Origin of the sequence: Umezakia ovalisporum Ak1311 (assembly GCF_029891685.1) — a bacterium.
Classification (GTDB): Bacteria; Cyanobacteriota; Cyanobacteriia; order Cyanobacteriales; family Nostocaceae; genus Umezakia; species Umezakia ovalisporum.
Genome location: NZ_JANQDJ010000033.1, coordinates 1 through 19855, shown reverse-complemented (window position 1 = coordinate 19855; position 19855 = coordinate 1). Strand labels below are relative to the sequence as shown.

Annotated in this window: 13 protein-coding genes, 1 tRNA gene, 2 pseudogenes and 1 CRISPR repeat array; of the genes and pseudogenes, 7 read left to right on the top strand and 9 right to left on the bottom strand. The window is 40.4% G+C overall.

Features of this window, described 5'->3' with window-relative positions; translation table 11 throughout:
* The first annotated feature begins 20 nt into the window (after positions 1-20).
* Both NWP25_RS04695 and NWP25_RS04690 read left to right on the top strand, forming a co-directional pair.
* Entirely contained in the window at positions 21-1403 is a 1383-nt protein-coding gene (locus tag NWP25_RS04695; protein WP_280650271.1) for a cytochrome P450, read from the top strand.
* 273 nt (positions 1404-1676) lie between these two features.
* Positions 1677-1817 (top strand): hypothetical protein, encoded by a 141-nt coding sequence (locus NWP25_RS04690; RefSeq protein WP_280650272.1) that lies wholly within the window; start codon positions 1677-1679, stop codon positions 1815-1817.
* Between the two features lie 124 nt (positions 1818-1941).
* On the opposite strand, the gene NWP25_RS04685 is transcribed toward NWP25_RS04690, so the two are convergent.
* The 3 genes from NWP25_RS04685 to ruvB all read right to left on the bottom strand — a co-directional run bounded on the left by NWP25_RS04685 (position 1942) and on the right by ruvB (position 5302).
* On the bottom strand, positions 1942-3213 hold the full coding sequence (locus tag NWP25_RS04685; RefSeq protein ID WP_280698942.1) for a glycosyltransferase: 1272 nt from the start codon (positions 3211-3213) through the stop codon (positions 1942-1944).
* Positions 3214-3326: 113 nt separating this feature from the next.
* Positions 3327-4133, bottom strand: coding sequence for a tetratricopeptide repeat protein (locus NWP25_RS04680; RefSeq protein ID WP_280650274.1), 807 nt, complete (start codon positions 4131-4133; stop codon positions 3327-3329).
* Between the two features lie 68 nt (positions 4134-4201).
* Positions 4202-5302 carry a Holliday junction branch migration DNA helicase RuvB gene (gene ruvB, locus NWP25_RS04675; protein WP_280650275.1) on the bottom strand — a complete coding sequence of 367 codons (1101 nt, stop codon included), beginning with the start codon at positions 5300-5302 and terminating at the stop codon, positions 4202-4204.
* A gap of 154 nt (positions 5303-5456) precedes the next feature.
* On the opposite strand from ruvB, the gene hisF reads away from it, so the two are divergent.
* The 3 genes from hisF (at position 5457) to NWP25_RS04660 (ending at position 6696) form a co-directional block, all read left to right on the top strand.
* A complete protein-coding gene (hisF, locus tag NWP25_RS04670) occupies positions 5457-6224 on the top strand; it encodes an imidazole glycerol phosphate synthase subunit HisF (protein ID WP_280698941.1) in 768 nt (255 codons plus the stop codon).
* A 114-nt stretch (positions 6225-6338) separates the two neighbouring features.
* Positions 6339-6530, top strand: coding sequence for a hypothetical protein (locus NWP25_RS04665; protein ID WP_280650277.1), 192 nt, complete (start codon positions 6339-6341; stop codon positions 6528-6530).
* Between the two features lie 93 nt (positions 6531-6623).
* Positions 6624-6696 (top strand) — tRNA-Ala (locus NWP25_RS04660).
* 90 nt (positions 6697-6786) lie between these two features.
* Here NWP25_RS04660 and NWP25_RS04655 read toward each other — a convergent pair.
* From NWP25_RS04655 to NWP25_RS04645, 4 genes and pseudogenes are all read right to left on the bottom strand, one after another.
* Entirely contained in the window at positions 6787-9933 is a 3147-nt protein-coding gene (locus NWP25_RS04655) for an Hsp70 family protein (protein WP_280650278.1), read from the bottom strand.
* Positions 9934-9966: 33 nt separating this feature from the next.
* Entirely contained in the window at positions 9967-11175 is a 1209-nt protein-coding gene (grpE, locus tag NWP25_RS04650; RefSeq protein ID WP_280698940.1) for a nucleotide exchange factor GrpE, read from the bottom strand.
* A 1023-nt stretch (positions 11176-12198) separates the two neighbouring features.
* Positions 12199-14422: direct repeats of the CRISPR family, unit length 36 nt; unit sequence GTCCCCACTCGCTGGGGACATTAATTGAATGGAAAC.
* A gap of 47 nt (positions 14423-14469) precedes the next feature.
* Positions 14470-14544 (bottom strand): annotated as a pseudogene (locus NWP25_RS18635) (hypothetical protein); the annotation flags it as partial.
* 3 nt (positions 14545-14547) lie between these two features.
* On the bottom strand, positions 14548-16866 hold the full coding sequence (locus NWP25_RS04645) for a fimbria/pilus outer membrane usher protein (protein WP_280698939.1): 2319 nt from the start codon (positions 16864-16866) through the stop codon (positions 14548-14550).
* A gap of 30 nt (positions 16867-16896) precedes the next feature.
* Here NWP25_RS04645 and NWP25_RS04640 point away from each other — a divergent pair, with 30 nt between their 5' ends.
* Positions 16897-17409, top strand: coding sequence for a Csu type fimbrial protein (locus tag NWP25_RS04640; protein ID WP_280698938.1), 513 nt, complete (start codon positions 16897-16899; stop codon positions 17407-17409).
* A gap of 187 nt (positions 17410-17596) precedes the next feature.
* On the opposite strand, the gene NWP25_RS04635 is transcribed toward NWP25_RS04640, so the two are convergent.
* Both NWP25_RS04635 and NWP25_RS04630 read right to left on the bottom strand, forming a co-directional pair.
* Positions 17597-18379 (bottom strand): fimbrial biogenesis chaperone, encoded by a 783-nt coding sequence (locus NWP25_RS04635; protein WP_280698937.1) that lies wholly within the window; start codon positions 18377-18379, stop codon positions 17597-17599.
* A gap of 126 nt (positions 18380-18505) precedes the next feature.
* Entirely contained in the window at positions 18506-19018 is a 513-nt protein-coding gene (locus NWP25_RS04630) for a Csu type fimbrial protein (protein ID WP_280698936.1), read from the bottom strand.
* A gap of 471 nt (positions 19019-19489) precedes the next feature.
* Between NWP25_RS04630 and NWP25_RS18795 the strand changes: the two are divergent.
* Positions 19490-19855: pseudogene (locus NWP25_RS18795) on the top strand (DUF4351 domain-containing protein); the annotation flags it as partial.

The window sequence follows — 19855 nt, the reverse complement described above, 5'->3', positions numbered from 1 at the left end:
GTTCTGGGAGAAAAATCAAAATGCTAGGAACTAAGCTACCTGACGGCCCCCAAGCTCATCCTTGGTTACAGACATATCACTGGCTAACTAGCCCTTTTGAATATCTGGAAGACTGTGCTCAAAGGTATGGTGATATTTTCACTCTCCGCATCGGCCCAGTTTTTAAGCCTCAAGTATTTGTGAGCAACCCTCAAGCTATTCAGCAGATTTTTAGCAGCGACCCTAAATATTTAGACTCCGGCGCACCAGCTGGGGTGAAAGCACCTTTGTTGGGAAATCAATCATTACTATCACTAGAAGGTAAGCAACATCAACGACAACGCAAGCTGTTAGCACCACCGTTTCATGGGGAACGAATGTTAGCTTATGGTCAGTTAATTCGTGATATCACCAAGGAAGTGACTGATAAATGGCAAGTTGGGGGAACTGTTTCTATTCTGTCATCTATGCAGGCTATTTCTTTTCAAGTGATTTTAAAAGCTGTATTTGGTCTAGCTGAAGGGCCACGTTACGAACAGCTAAAGCAACTTTTAATTAATATCCTGAACCCCAAAACACCTGCTTTAAGAGCCTTAGCGCTACTTTTTCCAGTATTGCAGCGGGATTTAGGTTCCTGGAGTCCTTGGGGACAGTTTCTGAGTTTACGCCAGGAAATTGACCAACTGATTTATGCTGAGATTCAAGAACGAAAGGTACAGCCTGATTCATCCCGGTGTGATATTTTATCTTTGATGATGGCTACTCGCGATGAAGCGGGTGAACCAATGACGGATTTGGAGTTACGTGATGAGTTGATGACTTTATTAGTAGCAGGTCACGAAACTACTGCCACATCACTGACTTGGGCGTTGTATTGGATTCACAATCAGCCACAAGTGCGGGAAAAATTATTGCAAGAGTTATCAACTCTGGGAGAACACCCCCAAGCCAATGCCATTTTTCGCTTACCTTATTTGAATGCAGTCTGCTCAGAAACATTACGTATTTACCCAGTAGCAGTAATAACATTAACTAGGTTGGTTAAATCATCGCTACAAATTGGGGAATATGAGTTTCCGCCTGGGACGTTATTAATTCCCTGTGTTTATTTAACCCATCATCGGGAAAATTTATATCCTGACGCTAAGACATTTAAACCAGAGCGTTTTTTAGAAAGACAGTTTTCAGCTTCTGAATATATACCTTTTGGTGGTGGTAATCGGCGCTGTCTGGGTATGGCTTTGGCCTTGTTTGAAATGAAATTGGTTTTGGCCTCAGTGGTTTCTAACTGGGAAATGGAATTAGCAAATAGTAAACCAATGCAGCCAGTACGTAAGGGCTTACTGTTTGCTCCAAAAGGAGGTATGGAGATGGTAATTAAGGGGCGGTGTAAGGAAAATCAGCTTGTATCTGAGTTGAGTTAAGTATGAACTAAACTAGGTGTGGTGCCATCACCCCACACCTGTTAGATATGTTTGATAGGGAAGAAATATTCTATTTAACTAGCAGTACTTAAAGAAAAATCAAGCGCAAATAAAGCCCAATAATATGATTATCTAAATGAATGCTGACTATTGTATGCCTAACCCTGGCTGGGATTATTCAGAGGTTTGGCATTATGGCGGCCTTTTTGCCATGGCTGTGCCGGTTCCGTAAGTCCTAACAATGATAGGAAATATAAAACGGATCAATTAGCAATGTGGTACTACCCTTTAAAGGATAGTATTCGTCTAGGGGACTTGAAGATTATGGATTTTGGTGTTGCCAAGTTAAGAAAAAAGTGGCGGCGAAAACTTGGTCATATCCCCCCTTTCCCTCCCGGTGGCATTTGGTGTTAATGTGTGAATCTCCTATGGTGGGGGTGTATGTCTTGCTCGGATGAGAGGCTTATTCCAACCTGGGATCACCGACTTATTGAAAAAGTGAGTTGTTTAAGATTATGCTAAAAACTTTGGGTACTTTCTATGGTAATACAGGTTTCTGTGTAGATACCGCCTGCTCGATAATATCTGCTGCTCTAGTCACTCCTCCAGAATTATTAATTGCTTGTTGTAATCTCAGGGCATTTTTTTGATAAGAATCTTCCGTTAGCACTTTTTGGATAGCAGTTCGTAACCTAGTTACATTTACCCGGTTCAGGGGTACAAATTCACCACATCCCGCCCAAGCTATACGGGCTGCTACACCAGGCTGGTCATTAGCAATGGGGATAGCAACCATTGGTACCCCATTGCTCAAAGATTCCAAGGTGGTATTCATCCCTGCATGGGTAATTGTCAGGGTGGTTTTTTGCAGTAATTCCAGTTGGGGTGCATAACCAACTACGAGGGGATTTCCTGGTAAACCTTGTAAAACTTCTGGACTAGCAGAACCACCAAGAGAAATTATTAATTGGGCATCTAGATTATTACAAGCTTCGGCAATATTGTTAAAAATTGGTAACAAGCGATTTTGTATGGTTCCCAGGGAAGCATAGATCAAGGGTTTGCCATTTAATTTTTCAAAGGGGAAAGGTATTGATGCGCGAGTTTTTGGGTCATGGTAAGGTCCGGTGAAGTGGAAACATGGGGGTAAATGCTTCCTAGGGAATTCCAACTCTTGGGGCTGTTGGCTAATCTGGGCTAGTTGAGAATAGTAATCGTTGGGATGAGAATATGGCGGTAACTTCCATTGCTGACGATGGTCATTGATTACTTTCCGCATTGGTCGCCCGATGCGGTTCAGTAATGCGTAACCTCCTTGGTTCCGGATCTGTGCCCATGAACTAGTACTGTAATTCCAAGAAGTATTAAAAGGTGGAACACTGACATCCCGATTAATCATCATGGCATTGCAGACGCTCACGAAAGGAATGTCTAAAAATTCGGCAATGCTTCCTCCTTCTGGTGAAACTTGGTCTACTAGTAGCGCCTCTACCCCAGCTTCTTTGATGAGTGCTGGAGCTTCCCGCAGTAAGATAGCCGCCATTTTCTGTATAAAAGTGATGGTATATTGCAATGCAGAGTATCCGCTCAGTTTTCCTAGCTGGGTAAATAATTCAACCATTGCCCCAGGAGGAAATTCAGACTTGCCAATAGCTATAAATTCTAATTCTGCTGCCAGTGTTTTGGGTTTAGCATCAAGTATACTGAATAGCGTGACCCGATGGCCGCGAGATTTTAGTTCATACCCCAATGTAGTCATAGGGTAAAGATGACCAGATGCAGCAGGACATATCAATCCAAAGTGGGTCATGGTCTCTATTTTCGGTAACTTAGAATGATATGTACCAGAAAACAGGGACATTTGGCTGAGGGTTTATGAAATAAATTTTTGATCATCAGCCTGGAATGTAAAATTAACAAGGCTTACTGAAGATGTAAAAATTTATCTAAAGCTGCTACCATACTGGGGGGCCAACGACGAATATTTTTGACCCAGTTGATGTCTTTGTAGCGGTTATCCAATCCATAAGCTGCTACCCAGTTACTTTCGGCTTCGCCTTTGTTGCCATTTACCCAGTAAGCGGCGGTGATGGCAGCGCGCATATCGGCAAATTTGGGATATTTGCGGACTATGTTCCTCATCTCACGGATGGCTGGGTCGGTTTGACCGATTTGATAAAGGGCGAGGGCATAGTTAGCACGGGCAAAGGCAAAATTAGGGGCAATTTCCAGGGATTTTTTATAGTCGCCTATGGCCTCTTGCCATTGTCCTAAACCTGATTTGGCATTACCTCGGTTGTTATATGCCATGGCATCATTGGGGTCAAGTTCTAAAACGTGATTGTAATCGGCGATGGCCTCTTGCCATTTGCCCAATCCTTCCCAAGCTGCACCCCGATTTAAGTAAGGGTCAGTGGCGTTGGGGGCTAGTTCTATGGCTTTGTTGTAATCTGTCAATGCTGCTGCTAATTTATTTTGACTCACCCGGGAATTTCCCCGATTGCTCCATGCACCTGCATTGGTGGGGAAATTCTCAACAATCTTTGTCCAGTAAATTTCCGCCGTGGAAAAATCACCTTTGTTGGTAGCAGCCAAAGCTTCATTAGCCCATTTATCTCCTTGTTCTAACTGTTCTTGAGTGATGGTCGGGATTTGGGCAGCAACCACGGCTGGTGTACTCCAGCACAAAAACACCAACAGACTGAAAACAAGAGCAATTAATTTCATCATTTACAATTTACCTTTAAAAGTGCTGAATTGAGCATTTCCACCTGCTTACTTTCCCTATTTTCGCTTAATTATAGTAACGATAACTGTTCATTAGGCGGCTTAAAACCCAAATGCTTGTATGCTGTGCTTGTGGCTATCCTGCCACGGGGAGTGCGGCTTAAATAACCGATTTGCATAAGGTAAGGTTCATAAACTTCTTCAATTGTTTGGGTATCTTCACCTGTGGCTGCGGCAATTGTTTCTAATCCCACGGGACCACCGTTAAATTGTTCAATGATTACAGTTAGCATACGCCGATCTGTCCAATCTAATCCACATGGATCTACTTGAAATAGTTGCAGTGCATCAGCAGCAACATTTTCGGTAATTGTACCTGCTAATTTAACTTCCGCGTAATCACGGACTCGTTTAAGTAACCTGTTGGCAATTCGAGGTGTACCTCTGGAACGACGAGCAATTTCTGTAGCACCATCCTCTGCTATGGGGGTGTTGAGAACTTCGGCGGTTCTGGATACAATTTGGCTGAGTTCTTCAACTTCGTAAAAGCGCAATTTTTGTACTAAGCCAAAGCGATCGCGTAATGGTGAGGTTAATGCACCTACACGAGTTGTTGCTCCCACTAAAGTAAATTTGTTCAGGGGTATACTTCTAATGCGGGCTCCAGAACCTTTGCCGATGGTGATGTCTAAACGATAATCTTCCATAGCCGGATAAAGAATTTCTTCTGTCATCCGGGAAAGACGATGAATTTCATCAACAAACAGGACATCTCCGGGTTTAAGGTTCACTAATAGCCCTACAATGTCTCTGGGACGTTCTAGGGCTGGCGCACTGGTAATTTTGTAGTTTACTCCCATTTCTGATGCTAAGATGATGGCCATTGTTGTTTTGCCCAATCCTGGAGGGCCATACAGCAGTAAGTGATCCAACACCTCACCCCTTGATTTCGCTGCTTTGATGGCAATATCTAGCACATCTTTTAAGTCTTTCTGTCCGACGTAATCAGCAAATCGCTGTGGCCTGATACTTTCTTCTTGCCTACCTTGTTCTTCAGTAGCAGCTTGAGGTTGCAAAATGTTTTCATTGGTAGGTGCGGGTTTTGACTCCCGTGGTGGCTTTGGTTGTCCGTTGGGTTCTTGAGGCTGTTTTTTTGAGGAGATTATCGCCATAATTCAGCTATCAACTTTAACTGGAGGACTGTTTGAATGCCATCTAGTAAGTAATGGCTGTGAGTAAACACAAGGAAAAATTTTTTGCTGAGAACTACACACGTCAATTTAGAATTTAAATTCCACAGGATTAGCCAGGAGTGAAAAATTTATTATGTTGTCTAAAAGAATTTTACCTTGCTTAGATGTGAAGGCGGGACGTGTTGTTAAGGGAGTTAACTTTGTAGACCTTAAAGATGCGGGTGATCCCGTAGAACTGGCAAAGGTTTACAACGAAGCCGGGGCTGATGAGTTAGTGTTTCTGGATATTACAGCTACTCATGAACACCGGGATACAATTATTGACGTGGTTTACCGTACTGCTGAACAGGTCTTTATTCCCTTGACTGTGGGGGGTGGAATTCAATCCTTAGAAAATGTTAAAGCTTTGTTACGAGCAGGGGCTGACAAGGTTAGTATTAATTCTGCGGCTGTACGCGATCCAGACTTGATTAATCGGGCTAGCGATCGCTTTGGTAATCAATGCATAGTTGTTGCTATTGATGCTAGACGCAGGGTTGATGCCAATAATCCAGGGTGGGATGTTTATGTGCGAGGTGGTAGGGATAATACTGGTTTAGATGCCTTACGTTGGGCACAGGAAGTAGAAAGACGAGGCGCAGGAGAATTACTGGTGACTAGTATGGATGCTGACGGTACTCAAGCTGGCTACGACTTGGATCTGACAAGGGCGATCGCTGAATCTGTACAAATTCCAGTTGTTGCCTCTGGGGGTGCAGGTAACTGTGAACATATTTACACGGCATTAACTCAGGGGAAAGCAGAAGCCGCATTACTAGCATCACTGCTGCATTATGGGCAATTAAGCGTGGCAGAAATAAAAAACTACTTACGCGATAATTCAGTACCAGTACGGTTGTGATCTTGATTGCTAAAATATCATGAAAATTTAACTACATCCATCACAAGTTAGATACAGTTCTCTAAAACGGTGTTAACATAAATTTAGAACTATGAATAAATATTAAGAAATATTATGCTGATTTTTATTTTACTATTTGACGTAGCCTTAGTGGCGTGGTCCCTGCACCTGATGGAAAAAGCTGTGGAGCATAAGGAGTTTTCTTTAATGTTGGCTGGTGCATTGGTTGCTGTGGCGGCTGCTGCTATGTTAGTAGTTTATTTTCTCATGGGACATTGTATGAGTTATTTGTTACAATTGTCATGAAAAAAATCCTCCCTAGAGGAAGATACAGATACGAATTTATTAATTAGACTTGACAAAATTGAAATACTAAGGGAATATTAATAAGCATCCCACGGGGCTATAGCGCAGTTGGTAGCGCATCTCAATGGCATTGAGGGGGTCAGCGGTTCGAATCCGCTTAGCTCCATATACTAGAGACCAGTGGCAAAAACTGGAACACTAAAGACTATATTAACTTTTGTGTATTCCTTGCCCGCCTTACTGGTGGCGGCGAGCTTCAACCCCTAACAATTTGCAAAAGCCACGTTTTTAGGTCTTTCACATCTTGATCACTAGCAGTATCCAAATTAAAAGCCAGTTCTATTAACTCTAACTTGCGGTCAAATTGATTGGAGATTCCTGGGAAGGAAATCATTCTAGGTTGACAAGGCAGATAAATGTCTGCTAGAGATAAAATTTCATTGACAATTCGTTCATGAAGTAGATTTCCTGTAATATGCCAACCAATACATTGGGCGAGACACCCTAAAGCATCTAAAGCAATTTGAGGCTCACTAACATGATGTTTCACTTGATTTAAAACAAAAGATGCTACTTTTTCTACATCAGTAACATTAGCTTGCCATTCTTGGGGTTGACCGGGGCTGATGATTCTGGCTAGGGCCCAGAAAGCTTTTTGGCGCACAGCCAGATGCTGATTACCATTGATAATAGAGATCAAACGAGTAATGTTAAGTTGAGAAGGATTTGCACAAATACCAAAAGAGTTGAGTAAATTAACGGAACGTGGTAAATTTGATATGATTGTAAACTCTTGGTAAATTAACTCCTCAAGGTCTGACCACAACATTTTACCGGGAGCGAGGGAAATAGCTGTGTGTAATTCATGTATATGACTGTACCTTGATAAACCAGCTTTAAACTGACGCATAATCCAGTTATGATACCTTTGTTCTAGTTCTCTGACCTCATCAGAACTGTCAGAAGGTAAGCACTGGATAATATTAGATAAAGACATTACTGCTACAATTTTTCTGGTTTGTTGCAAGTTAGGTCTGGTGTGACTTTCTGTTTCTAACCATTGCAATAAACTGTTAATGATAGATAAACGATTTTTAGCTTGACAAGTCTGGTTTTCTAGAGTTTTTCTCTGGTCTTGAACATGAGCATTTTGCCAATTTTGAGCCAGGCTAAATGTAATTCTTCCCCATTCAGTAAATTTAACCTGAATACTGGGGTTAATTTCTCTACCGCACCGGGAACGGGGAATTTGAGGAATTAACTCAATAGCTCTATTACTGGCTGCTTGCTGAATGTTGTTAGTTGTGGGTACTTTTCCTTGGGAAGAGACTTCTAACCGAAAACGAGCATCTGGGCGATCGCGATGTACCAATGTTAGCAATAATCGTTCATCAAAGGTATATTCTACCTCCAGGTTCAAATAGTCTCCTGGTTGAATATTAGCAGCACGAATTTCATCGGCGTGAAGGTAGCGAGTACGTTGTAAAGTTGTATTTTGATTAATTTCGGAACCCATACCCACCCAGGCGTTAAAACCAATCAAACCTTCGTTAAATACTGGTAAACGAAATCCAGCCAAAGTTGTGCGATAAGGATACTTTTGACCGTGAGCAACTAACAATTCTAATTTTGATTCTTCAGTTTGGGGATTTGTAACTTCTAGCCAAATATTTGTAGGGTTAATTCCTTCTAACTTACCCACGGTACCAGCTGCGTAAAATGCTGCACCACGAGCAACTGCTAAGTCTGGATCTCCCTCTGACAAAATTAATGTTCCCGGTAAAAGTTCTCTCAACCGTTCCCGAATTAAAGGGAAATATGTCATCCCACCATTGAGAAGAATTCCATTGATTTTAGGTATTTCTCCCAACTTATCTTTTGCTTTGAGCAGGACATCGAGGACAGGAACAACAAAGGTGTCACGGCGATCTATAAAGGGAGATTGATTAAAAGCCGTCTTGGGATCTAACTTTTCTAGTAGTTCAGGTGTAATATCTGGACACAGCAACTGTTTTAACGCTTCCTGCATTTGAAGATATCCTAAACTATATAAAATCGAAAAGTTAGAGCTAGAACTAACGTATTCAAACGGAATTATAAACTCTTCCTTGTTGGGATTATCTAAATATTTTGCACCCCAAACCTGCTTATACTTTTCTGTATATATTTTTAGTTCATCCCAGAGTTTTTCCTTTTCAGGTTCAGATAAACGATTGATTTTACTATAGTTTTTAAATAAATAATCAACTATTTTCTCATCAACTTTATCACCTCCAACTCTTGTACGGGAACCAATGGAAATATCCTCAATAAAGAACTGAGCAATATCATTATTCCATTCAACTTTGTGTAATGAAGTATCTAAAGTTCCACCCCCTAAATCGTAAACAAGAATATTTAAAGGAGCACTGGGATCTAAATCAGCGTAAATCTCTCTATTTTGCAGTTTATATAAAAAATCATATAAAGCAGCTTTTGGTTCTGGTAGCAAAACAATGTTATCTTCTTCCCAACCGGCTAACTTAGCAGCTTCACGGGTGGCTGCAATAGCATCAGGTTCATAAGAAGCAGGGTGAGTGATGACTACGCCCCCTGCATCTATTTGCTTTTCTCTTAATTGATGACGACAAAACTTTAACACTTCTCCAGCTGCTTGTTCTGGGGAAATATTACCAATACTAAGTTGATATTTAAAAGCTACACCATCTTGAAGAGTGCCAATATCATGTTTCCAAGCCAAAATAGTTTGATCTCTAAAAGCATAATATTGACTGCGAACATGCTTACCTATTTCTGCAATATCTAATTGAGAAAACCGCACGGCGGAAGGAATTAGTTGTGTATTTTGTAAACCTTCTTGCTCATTTTTCACAGGAATACTAATGACATTAGCTGTCCATTCTTTTCTTAAGGTTTGGCTAGCTATGGCCACTACTGTATTAGTAGTTCCTAAATCAATACCCAGATAGGTGGGGCGCAAAATATTTTGGATAAATTCAATATATGTGGCTTTTTCTCTCAGTTTATTTCCCAGTTGATTATTACCAATAGCTATTGTTTGCACGCCTTTACTGCTTAAATTAGAGAATAGCTGGCCATAATCATTATCATTACTCACAACAGCAATGATATTAATTTTTTGTTGAGAATTGTTAATTAGTTCCTCAGAGGTGCGGAAAATTAAATTATCAACTTCTTGTGCAACGGTTGTAAGTCCGGGGGTTAATTCAAACCGATATCCTAAATTACGTAGCTTACTACCATAAGCAGCTAATACTGCTGGTGTGTTGGAAAATGCACGATGTTCTACTACAGAACCATACCTTCTGCAAATATCTTCGATTTCCCCAAGTTCGGGTTTAATATTGTCCAGGTCTAGTAGTATTGCTATATTTTTTTCCATGGTTTACTCTCCTTTTTAATTTTATATAATTCTTTAATTACCTTCTGAACTAGGAATTAACTCTTTGACTTTAGCTGGTGTAATTACTTTGTCGTTAACTTTCCAGCCTTTCTGAATACACTTGACTTTTTTCTTCTCTTTTGTAAAAGGCGTTCCCACATAAGTGTATTTTGCTAACTCAAGTTCAGATATTGTGAAACTCTCTTGGAGAGACTGGGGGTAACTTTCTATTCCTAGTTTTTGCAAAATTGTCATGAAATTACGCAAGATAATAAATATCGTCTGAGCATCATCAGATGAAAGTTCAGCCTCTCCAGTTTCTTTGATTTGAGATTCCAGGGAACTGATGATTTTATCTATGTGATGTAAACCAGGTTGAGGAGAATTTTGAAGGTCTTGAGCAATTTCAATTAGAGCATTTTCACGTACTTGCTGACGACTTTGTTTTAGCTCATTGGTAAGTTCTAATTTTTCTGCTTCTAAAGTCGTAATTTGAGTTTTTAATTCCCTTTCAATCTCTCCCATACTTAAAATGAGGTTACCAGCTGTTTCATCTTTAATAGCGGTGTGAGTCACTCGAAAATGTTTCATCAAGGCCATACCAAAATCTGTGAGCCTTTGCTGAGATCCACCTTCAATGATGCTTTGAAAGACTGTGGATTCTGTAAATAGTGGTTTAGCATCCCCTGGAACATAAGCTTCTAGTTGACTAAGAATCAAATAAGTCTTAGAAGGGTTTTTGTGAAAGTAATTTATAGCATCACATAGCTGGATAATACGTCCGATATCTCTATTGTCGCTATATATAAATCCATATTCGGCATTATTAATTAGACCTTTAATAGCTGCTTGAGATTCTTGATAAACTTTTTGTGGAGTAAGTTTTTTACGGTTAGATATATGATAGTAGAACTTATCAGCTTCTTGGCAAGATGATTGAGGAATTTGATTGAGTATTTCTGCCCAAGATGCTTGATAGGTTTCATTAAGGTTTTTAATGGCAATTTTTAAAATTTCCCCAGGTTTATTTCCTTGATTTTCAATGGACCTGATAGATTTTTTATATACATATACATCTTCCACAAATAATAAAAATTGTCCCCAAGGATTTTTTTCTAGAAGTTGTGGGTCAAATTTATCTTTTAAACTCAACTTTTTATTGTTATCTTTTTTTGTTTTTGGACGAGTAAAAGCTAGATTTTGAGGTTGATTTGAGCGTTGTTTTGAAGTTTTATTATCCATAGGTTTTATCTCATTATCTAACTGCAAAATTAGTGACAATTTCCAAAATAAAATATCTACTCAGAAAAAACTACAACAATGACCATGTGTAGGTGTCCCTGGATACTTACCCTAAGTTGTGATTTCATAAGCTGCAACATTTTAAAGACTGCTGTCACCTATCTTTGGAGATATATTTACAAATACGTTGATTAACAACTGAGTTATTATATACCCCTATGGAAGAAGCATATTCCAATGACAAGGGAATTAAGTTCTGTCTTAATCAGTACATTAGACACAGTATCTATTAATATGGCTGATGATTAGCTCTTACTCAGGGTACTCTGGGCCTCTGTGGTTCGATGTTTCTAGATTATTTTTCTGGTATTTTCCTGGCTCAGGTGTTAACTCTAAGGATGTGGGGATTTCCTTGATACAACCGGGGTGGGAACTTGAGGAACAAGTGAAGCTGTTTTGATTGGTTTGACTCCAAGTGGGGGTAGCACTAGGGGTGAGTGTCAGTAAGTTTTACTTTTGATGGTTAGTTGAATATTTAACGGTATGCGTACTTATAAGAAGAAACAGCAAAAGTTTAAGTAGATGAAATTTATAATACCAAACTCAAATGGACACAACAAAATAAATGTGTCATTTATTTATTTGGTCTCATTTGTACTATTTAGGTAATGTTGTCATCTATCTTTGAGTAGATTTTTAAGAATATAAGAGTTTTACACCGGCATTGCGCTAAATATTTATGATGAGGTTTCACTCCACCCCCAAGCTATGCCGTTACAAAGGATGGAATATAGTGGGATGGCGCTTCCCCCTAAACACTGTTGTGATGCACCAGTTAACTATTACCGAAGTTCAATGAAAATAGCTGAAATAGTGATTCTCATGTTTTGAACTTCGGTTCCTTGCTGTATAAGGATTTCAGGTTTTTTATTACTATGGTAAACTCCATTTCAGCGGTTAAGTTTATTGAACCTCGGAAAGTGCCTCTAGACTTCTTACAGGGTATGTGTTTAGAATGCAAGAGTTCCCACTCGCTGGGGACATTAATTGAATGGAAACCGTAAAACCATTTTTTCCCTCCGGGAATTGGTCTTTCTTTGTGGTTCCCACTCGCTGGGGACATTAATTGAATGGAAACTGTCGTACTCCGCTTGGAGTACACTCTTTTTAGAAGTCCCCACTCGCTGGGGACATTAATTGAATGGAAACCAAACTTTCACCCAACAGCCGTCAGGAATTTCTAGGGTCCCCACTCGCTGGGGACATTAATTGAATGGAAACCCGTCATCTACGTAGAGAGAACCATTATCTATACAGTCCCCACTCGCTGGGGACATTAATTGAATGGAAACGGTTCAACCTAGTGAAAGCAGCTTTGGTCTTTAGAATAGCCTGTCCCCACTCGCTGGGGACATTAATTGAATGGAAACTGTGTGGGTACTGCTTTAGATTCAGAAACCTTTTTGTCCCCACTCGCTGGGGACATTAATTGAATGGAAACAATCCGAGAGAGTAGAGTAAGTGGGAATATTCGTGTCCCCACTCGCTGGGGACATTAATTGAATGGAAACGTTTCACTGTAGTTGATGGGCTCGCAGTTCATAGAGTCCCCACTCGCTGGGGACATTAATTGAATGGAAACTGAGAGGTGGGTCTACACCACAATTTATTATGATCTTGTCCCCACTCGCTGGGGACATTAATTGAATGGAAACTCGATGTGTGCGGACTCGCTGGGAATTGAAAAAAAGAGTCCCCACTCGCTGGGGACATTAATTGAATGGAAACATCAGGTAATGACTCATTAAACGATATAAATACCTGAGTCCCCACTCGCTGGGGACATTAATTGAATGGAAACGTTAATCATAATGTGCCTCCTAAAGGCTAAATCTCAGTCCCCACTCGCTGGGGACATTAATTGAATGGAAACGGCTGGTCTGGGACATCCACGTAACTATAGAGTTTCTCGTCCCCACTCGCTGGGGACATTAATTGAATGGAAACTGAAGAAGGAATAAAATTCCTCTCCACTCCGAAAAAGTCCCCACTCGCTGGGGACATTAATTGAATGGAAACGCAACCGTCTAGGGCGGCTAGGTTTGGGTAGTCATGTCCCCACTCGCTGGGGACATTAATTGAATGGAAACTAAGAAACATCTCGACTTTCTCTGTCGGGTTTTCGTGTCCCCACTCGCTGGGGACATTAATTGAATGGAAACCTCTAATGATAGAAACTCGCATTCAAGCTCCGTGAAGTAGTCCCCACTCGCTGGGGACATTAATTGAATGGAAACAGTCTCGAGCGAGTAAAACTCGCATTCGATCTCTGTAAGTCCCCACTCGCTGGGGACATTAATTGAATGGAAACTCAAATAGAATTCTATCAGCATAGAGAAGTGGCTCAGAGGTCCCCACTCGCTGGGGACATTAATTGAATGGAAACTTGGATTTGGATATCGAATCTGGTGCCTATGTCGTTGTCCCCACTCGCTGGGGACATTAATTGAATGGAAACTTCATTAGCTCTTAGAGCGTAACGAAGAATATCTAGAAGTCCCCACTCGCTGGGGACATTAATTGAATGGAAACTCAAAGAACCTATTGTCCATAGGAATAAAGTTTTTGTCCCCACTCGCTGGGGACATTAATTGAATGGAAACTCTAAACAACTCTGTTTATCTTCTCTGACTGTTGTAGTCCCCACTCGCTGGGGACATTAATTGAATGGAAACAACCGTCCGCATCTTCATGCCAGTATGCTTCAATCTGGTCCCCACTCCCTGGGGACATTAATTGAATGGAAACGCCAATTACATATGATAGCGATCGTCTTCCCGTCAGGAAGGTCCCCACTCGCTGGGGACATTAATTGAATGGAAACTCCTGTACCCATATCCCACAGCCTGACATCCCAACGTCCCCACTCGCTGGGGACATTAATTGAATGGAAACTGCTGCAGCAGCATTGATTTAAGAAAAAATGGAAGGAAGTCCCCACTCGCTGGGGACATTAATTGAATGGAAACAAAACACGTGTATATCCACGTTTTTCAATTTTTACTGTCCCCACTCGCTGGGGACATTAATTGAATGGAAACGACAATATGGAATTAACCCAAGCGATCGGGTGCATGGGAGTCCCCAATCGCTGGGGACATTAATTGAATGGAAACTAAAAGTGATTGAAGATGATTTATGGATTGAAAAAGTCCCCACTCCCTGGGGACATTAATTGAATGGAAACTCAAAAGCAGATCCTTCTTTTCTTAAATCTGCGGGAGTGAGGTTAATTACAATCTTTCGTAGGGAAAAAGCAAAACCCGCATTTTTCAAATGACTCTTGAATCGCCGAATCTGGTAAAACACCCTTTAAGGAAGGATACACTTTAAATTGCCTAAATTAATCATTTGTTCCTGAGACTGGGGAATAGTTAGCTCAAAATTACAAATACCACCTTCATAGTCCACATTAGCTGCATATTTTCCCGGAGCAATACTATCTAAATAAAAATCTCCTTCCTTACCAATAGGTGAGTTAATAATTTGATTATTCACAGTGATATTTAACTGACCATAGGAGGGAATTACAGTTTTTCCTGATGTTTCTACCGACAAAGTACCAACAATACTCTGAATTAGTTGCACAGGAAAACGCACAACCGCCCCACCTCGAAAAGGTGGAGTAATTACTTTTTCATTAGCATCAATTTTGTAGTTTAAAGGAATATCTTGATCTTGGATTTTTAAATTATTTCCATTATAAGGACGCAGATTAGTAATTATTAAATTACCGCGAGAATCAGTGCGTCCAACTTCCTGATTATTACTGTAACCACGGACACCCCGCACCCCTGGAACTTCTATGAGTGCAAAGCTTTGGGTGACAGAAGGGGCAAGAAAAACACTATTTCCTATGCCGATAATACTACCAGAGATATTAACAGAGCCACTATTTTTACCATTATTGCGGTTGAGGTTTAACTCATAAACACCAAAGGGAGCGCGATACTGGATACTACCATTGGCGGGAATTTTTTCCCCGTTGGGGTTAACCTGAAGACGGTAGCCCAAGCCATTACCTACCGGTGGAGATTTCTGTACAGATACGGTCGAGTTAATTGCAGTTTTACCATTGGTATTTTCCCGATTAATACTAGCCCTTGCATTACCTAAAGTATAATTGAAACCGATAAATAGTTCATTTGTAGTTGGTTGTGTAGGTTGGTTAGACTGGCTGAGATTTATAGATAAATCTGCACGGGAATTGAGACGCAAACTGCTGGTGAAAGCTAGGCGGTTACTATGTCCTTTGTCACGGAAATCTGAGGATGCATACTGCAAACCTAAGCTCAAATCACGGGTGGGAGAGACAGAAATAAAAGCATTATTTTCTAACTTGGCTCTGTCATCTAATGCTGTCAAACTTAAATTAGCATATCGGTCACTCAACAGCCGCACCGAACCACCAAAACCGATATTACGACCAGAATAACTATAAGTGAGGACAGCCGCAGCACCGGTAATTCCTGATTCACTACTGGCGGCTAGGGATAGTCCTAAAGCCCCAAAAGGTAGGGTAGTGGTTAGAGTAGAACCACCACTAATTAGGTTACTAGCAACTTCCAAACGCCCGCCCAGGGTCAGGGAGTTGGTGATACCCTGACGATAGCGACCGAGAAAAGCCGGAGAACCATAATTAAAATTATCAGAGTCTAGTTTAAATCGCTGTAAACCGAAATTAAAACTGTAGTCAGATAAACCGGGTTTTAGTAACCCCGGAGCAAAATAAAAAGGTGAAGTAATTACCTGTTCTCGACCCAAAGCATCACGAATTACAACTTTTGTAGAACCACTACCGGAGGGTAGGAGTAAATTATCAAATTGAAAGCGACCGGGGGGAACTTCTGTTTGATTTACTCTTTGTCCATTCACAAAAACCTCTACTTTGGAAGGTGTTAAGGCTACACCAGATAAACTAAAAGTTGGTTGTTGAATGACATTAGGATTTAGTCCAAAATCCCGTGACTTACTCACACCAACCATAAACATTCCTCCCCCTAAATCCCCCGCACTGACAAAGGAATCACCAATTACCCATTTAGTCATTTTTTGGGGATTGTCTAAGGTGAAATTTGTTAAGCCTCGCAGCCAAGAACCATCAGTTTTACGAGAAAAACTGCTATAAAGTAAACTATTATTAATACTTAATCCTGACTCTCCAAAAAATGTATAATTGTTGAGGTTGAATTTTTCAACGTCAACAGGTAAATTAAAAGCATAATTAAAGAAAACACTAGTGTCTTGACTATAGGTAATATTTTGGGGTGACTGGCGACCTAAATTAAATGAATTACTCTTTAATAATTCTGGTTGGGCTGTTATACTTAGAGTTAAGGCTTTTTCATCAAAAAAATAGCTTAACTGGGGAGCTAAGGAAGTCAGAGAAACATAAATTTCATTATTAATAGTTTCTCGACCACCAGCGAAACTTTCTAACCCGGCTTTTTCTAAATCAGGAAGACTAACAAAAATATCCTGGGGGCGTAAAATCACAAAAATTGCTTCTTTAGCCACCTGATTAACGGTAAGTTCCAAAATAGCATTTTGTTCTTGTGCAGCAACCTCAGAACACACTGCAAAACTCCAAGCAGAAACTAACAGCAACCACCATCCATTATTTACACGCATAAAACCACGCATAAAACCACACATAAAACTATGAAATTGCGCCCTTCTTTATTAACTGTTTTGCTACTTATGGCTAGTTCCACTGCTCCCACAATGGCAGGTAGCGCAAATGCTAATTTGAATGTTTCTGCTTCAGTAGTTCCTAGTATTATAATTACCCCACCTGCTGCTCCTGTGCCAATACCAGTTGAGAACATAACTAATCCCTCTACTCCGGCAACAGTAACATTACCAATCGCTATCACTTTACCGAGTAATACTCCTGGGAAAATTACCCTGGGACAAGGACAAAATCCCACTGATGTCTCCACAGACACTAACCCCGTGCGCCGCATGACTGATGGTGAGGGAAATTTCTTATTGTATGAATTATATCAAGATGAATCTAAGACAATAATTTGGGGGAATACTAATGACACTGGTTTGTCATTGACTGGTACGGGTTCAGCCAGTAATGTCAATGTTCATGTTAAGATTCCGGCAGGGCAAAATGTGCCGGCGGGAAATTACCAGGACGTTGTGCAACTGAGGACGACTTTGTAAGGATTTTGAAAAAAAATGACCGCAGATAAACGCAGATAAACGCAGATAGGAATAGGTGAATTCAGAAATTTCATGATTAGACATCTCTAAAAATTAAATGTGCGTTTACTAGAACCCCTGTAGAGACGTTTCATGGAATGTCTCTAGGTTGGAGGACAAGACTCCAGTTCCCCCTTGGTAAGGGGCACTAATGGGGGTAAGCAGCGGCACAAGCCCCCTGGGGAGTATCTAGGGTTTCTTTAAAGGTGGTTTTTGCGGTTTTGACTTCCACTACCAGTTTCTTGACCCCATTACATTTTTCCTTGGGTGGTAATTCTACACTGTAGGATTTAGTATTACCCGCTAAAATATACCAACTATTAACAGAAGTTTCAATAATTTTTTCCCCTGTGGCACTTACTCCTTGCACTGTTATCTGCTGTGGCCGAAAATTCACATTACCAGTATTATTAATCTCAAAAGATAAATTACCTTTTTTGATTGCTAGTTGTCCCATTTTTCCTGACTGGTTGATTTGGTTCGGTTGTAGAAAAATAGGAATACTTAAATTAGTTAAGATTTGGACTGCATTCTGAGTGGGTTGACTGGTTTTTGTGGGTAGTTCTTCCACAATTAGTCGGTAAGTTTTTTCGACAGTATTAATGGGAACCTTAGAACCGAGTCTAATTTGTCGCTCTCCCTGGGATTCTACGGTAAGTAGAGATGGAAACAGAATAATATCTTCAGTAGGAGTGAGTTTGTCTTCTCCTTGGGCATTTTGTTCCCATTTGAATACTTTGAATTGAAAACTGGCAGCACTGGTATCCTGATTACGTAATTTCAGCAGAGCAGTGGCAACTCTGGGAGAAAGAACAACATTAATGGGATTAACGCTATAATTACCTGCCCAAGCTGTTGAGGGTTTTAGGGATAGGCCAAATACCAGGCTGAGGAAAAAAAGCAGTTTTGGTTGGTACGTACGGTAAAACATTATGAGTTTGAAGATTGTTAAGAAAGATGTGGGTAATGGATAGCTTTTCAAACAACCTCTCAAGAAACAGATGGCCGACTTCTTGAATAAGTCCGCCATCTTTGAATAAGTCCGCCATCTAAGGTATTAGAAATCGACTGTAGCTACTACAGTATCACTGTATGAACCAACTGAAGTGAGTTGTCCTGGTGGGATTGCACCGTAAATCGTATTATTTTGTGCAGAACCAGTTCCCAGCACTTCTAAATCACTATTTGCGTCATTTCCCCAAACTAAACTACCACTTGCGTTCTGGGAAAGTCCATAAGAAAGAAAATTACCAGAACCATCACTAAGCCTACGCAATGGGGCATTATTAGTAGACGCTGGATCAGCATAAACACCCTGATCTAAAGTAATACGTGTTGATGAACCACTAGTGCAAGTTGTTATCACCGTTCCGGTTGCATATAGTGCATTAACACTATGGTTACCAATTGGGTCATAATCGCCAAAATTAATTGGATCCGTAGAAATAGTACAGCCAGCAATCACAGTAGCTTGGACAGTTAAATCAGTTGATGCTGTATTTGCCATTGCAGGAGCGGCAGAACCGGCAGCGATTAAGATGGCGGAAGCTAAGACAAAACGACGAATCATGGTGTAAGTTCCCCTGTTTACAAAAAATATTGGGTTGAGAAAAAAATATGTCTTTTGGTAGACGATTTTTTCTCGGTACATATTACCATTCACCCCCCCGCATACATCAATATAAATACTTATTTTATATTGTTAATTGAAAAATTTATTATACAAGCTACGTATATTCATGAAGATGCTGAAAATACTTTATTTAGCTGCATTGAATACAAATAAACATTTACACATATTCCGAAATGCCTCTTTTTTCAACGGGGTTTTCAGGCTCTATCCCTTATGAAACAAGCTGTTTAACCGCCTTGTCATCGGTTAAGCCTCTTTTACTCTCCTGCAACTGCGGTTAGATGATGTGATGCCCTGGTAATTGATACTTGGGACAATTTATTTTCTATCAAGTATAATTAAATCATTCATAACGATGAAGTTAAGGTATATGAATCATGGTTCAAGTTTTACAAAAATCAGTAACCTTATAACTTAAGAGTACATCCAGTTTTAATCAATATCCTCCCCCCAAGCAGTAAACAAACCATACCCCAACGTTACGAATCAGAGATATTAGGGATAAGAGCCTATCAAGATTACCAAGTAATTAACCTGTGGGAAGTGGATGTTAATCTGGTATTTGAGCAGAAGATATCAACCCTATTGCCATTTGTACCAATTTTGCAAGGTGGAAGCAGGGAAGATAAATTACGCCAAGCGGTGAGAGAGTTAAGACGGGATGAGCAACTACAAGATTTAGAACCTCTATTATCATTTTTTGCTAGTTTTGTATTAGATATTCCCTTAGTTCAACAAATCATGAGGTGGGACATGACGGTATTAAGAGAATCG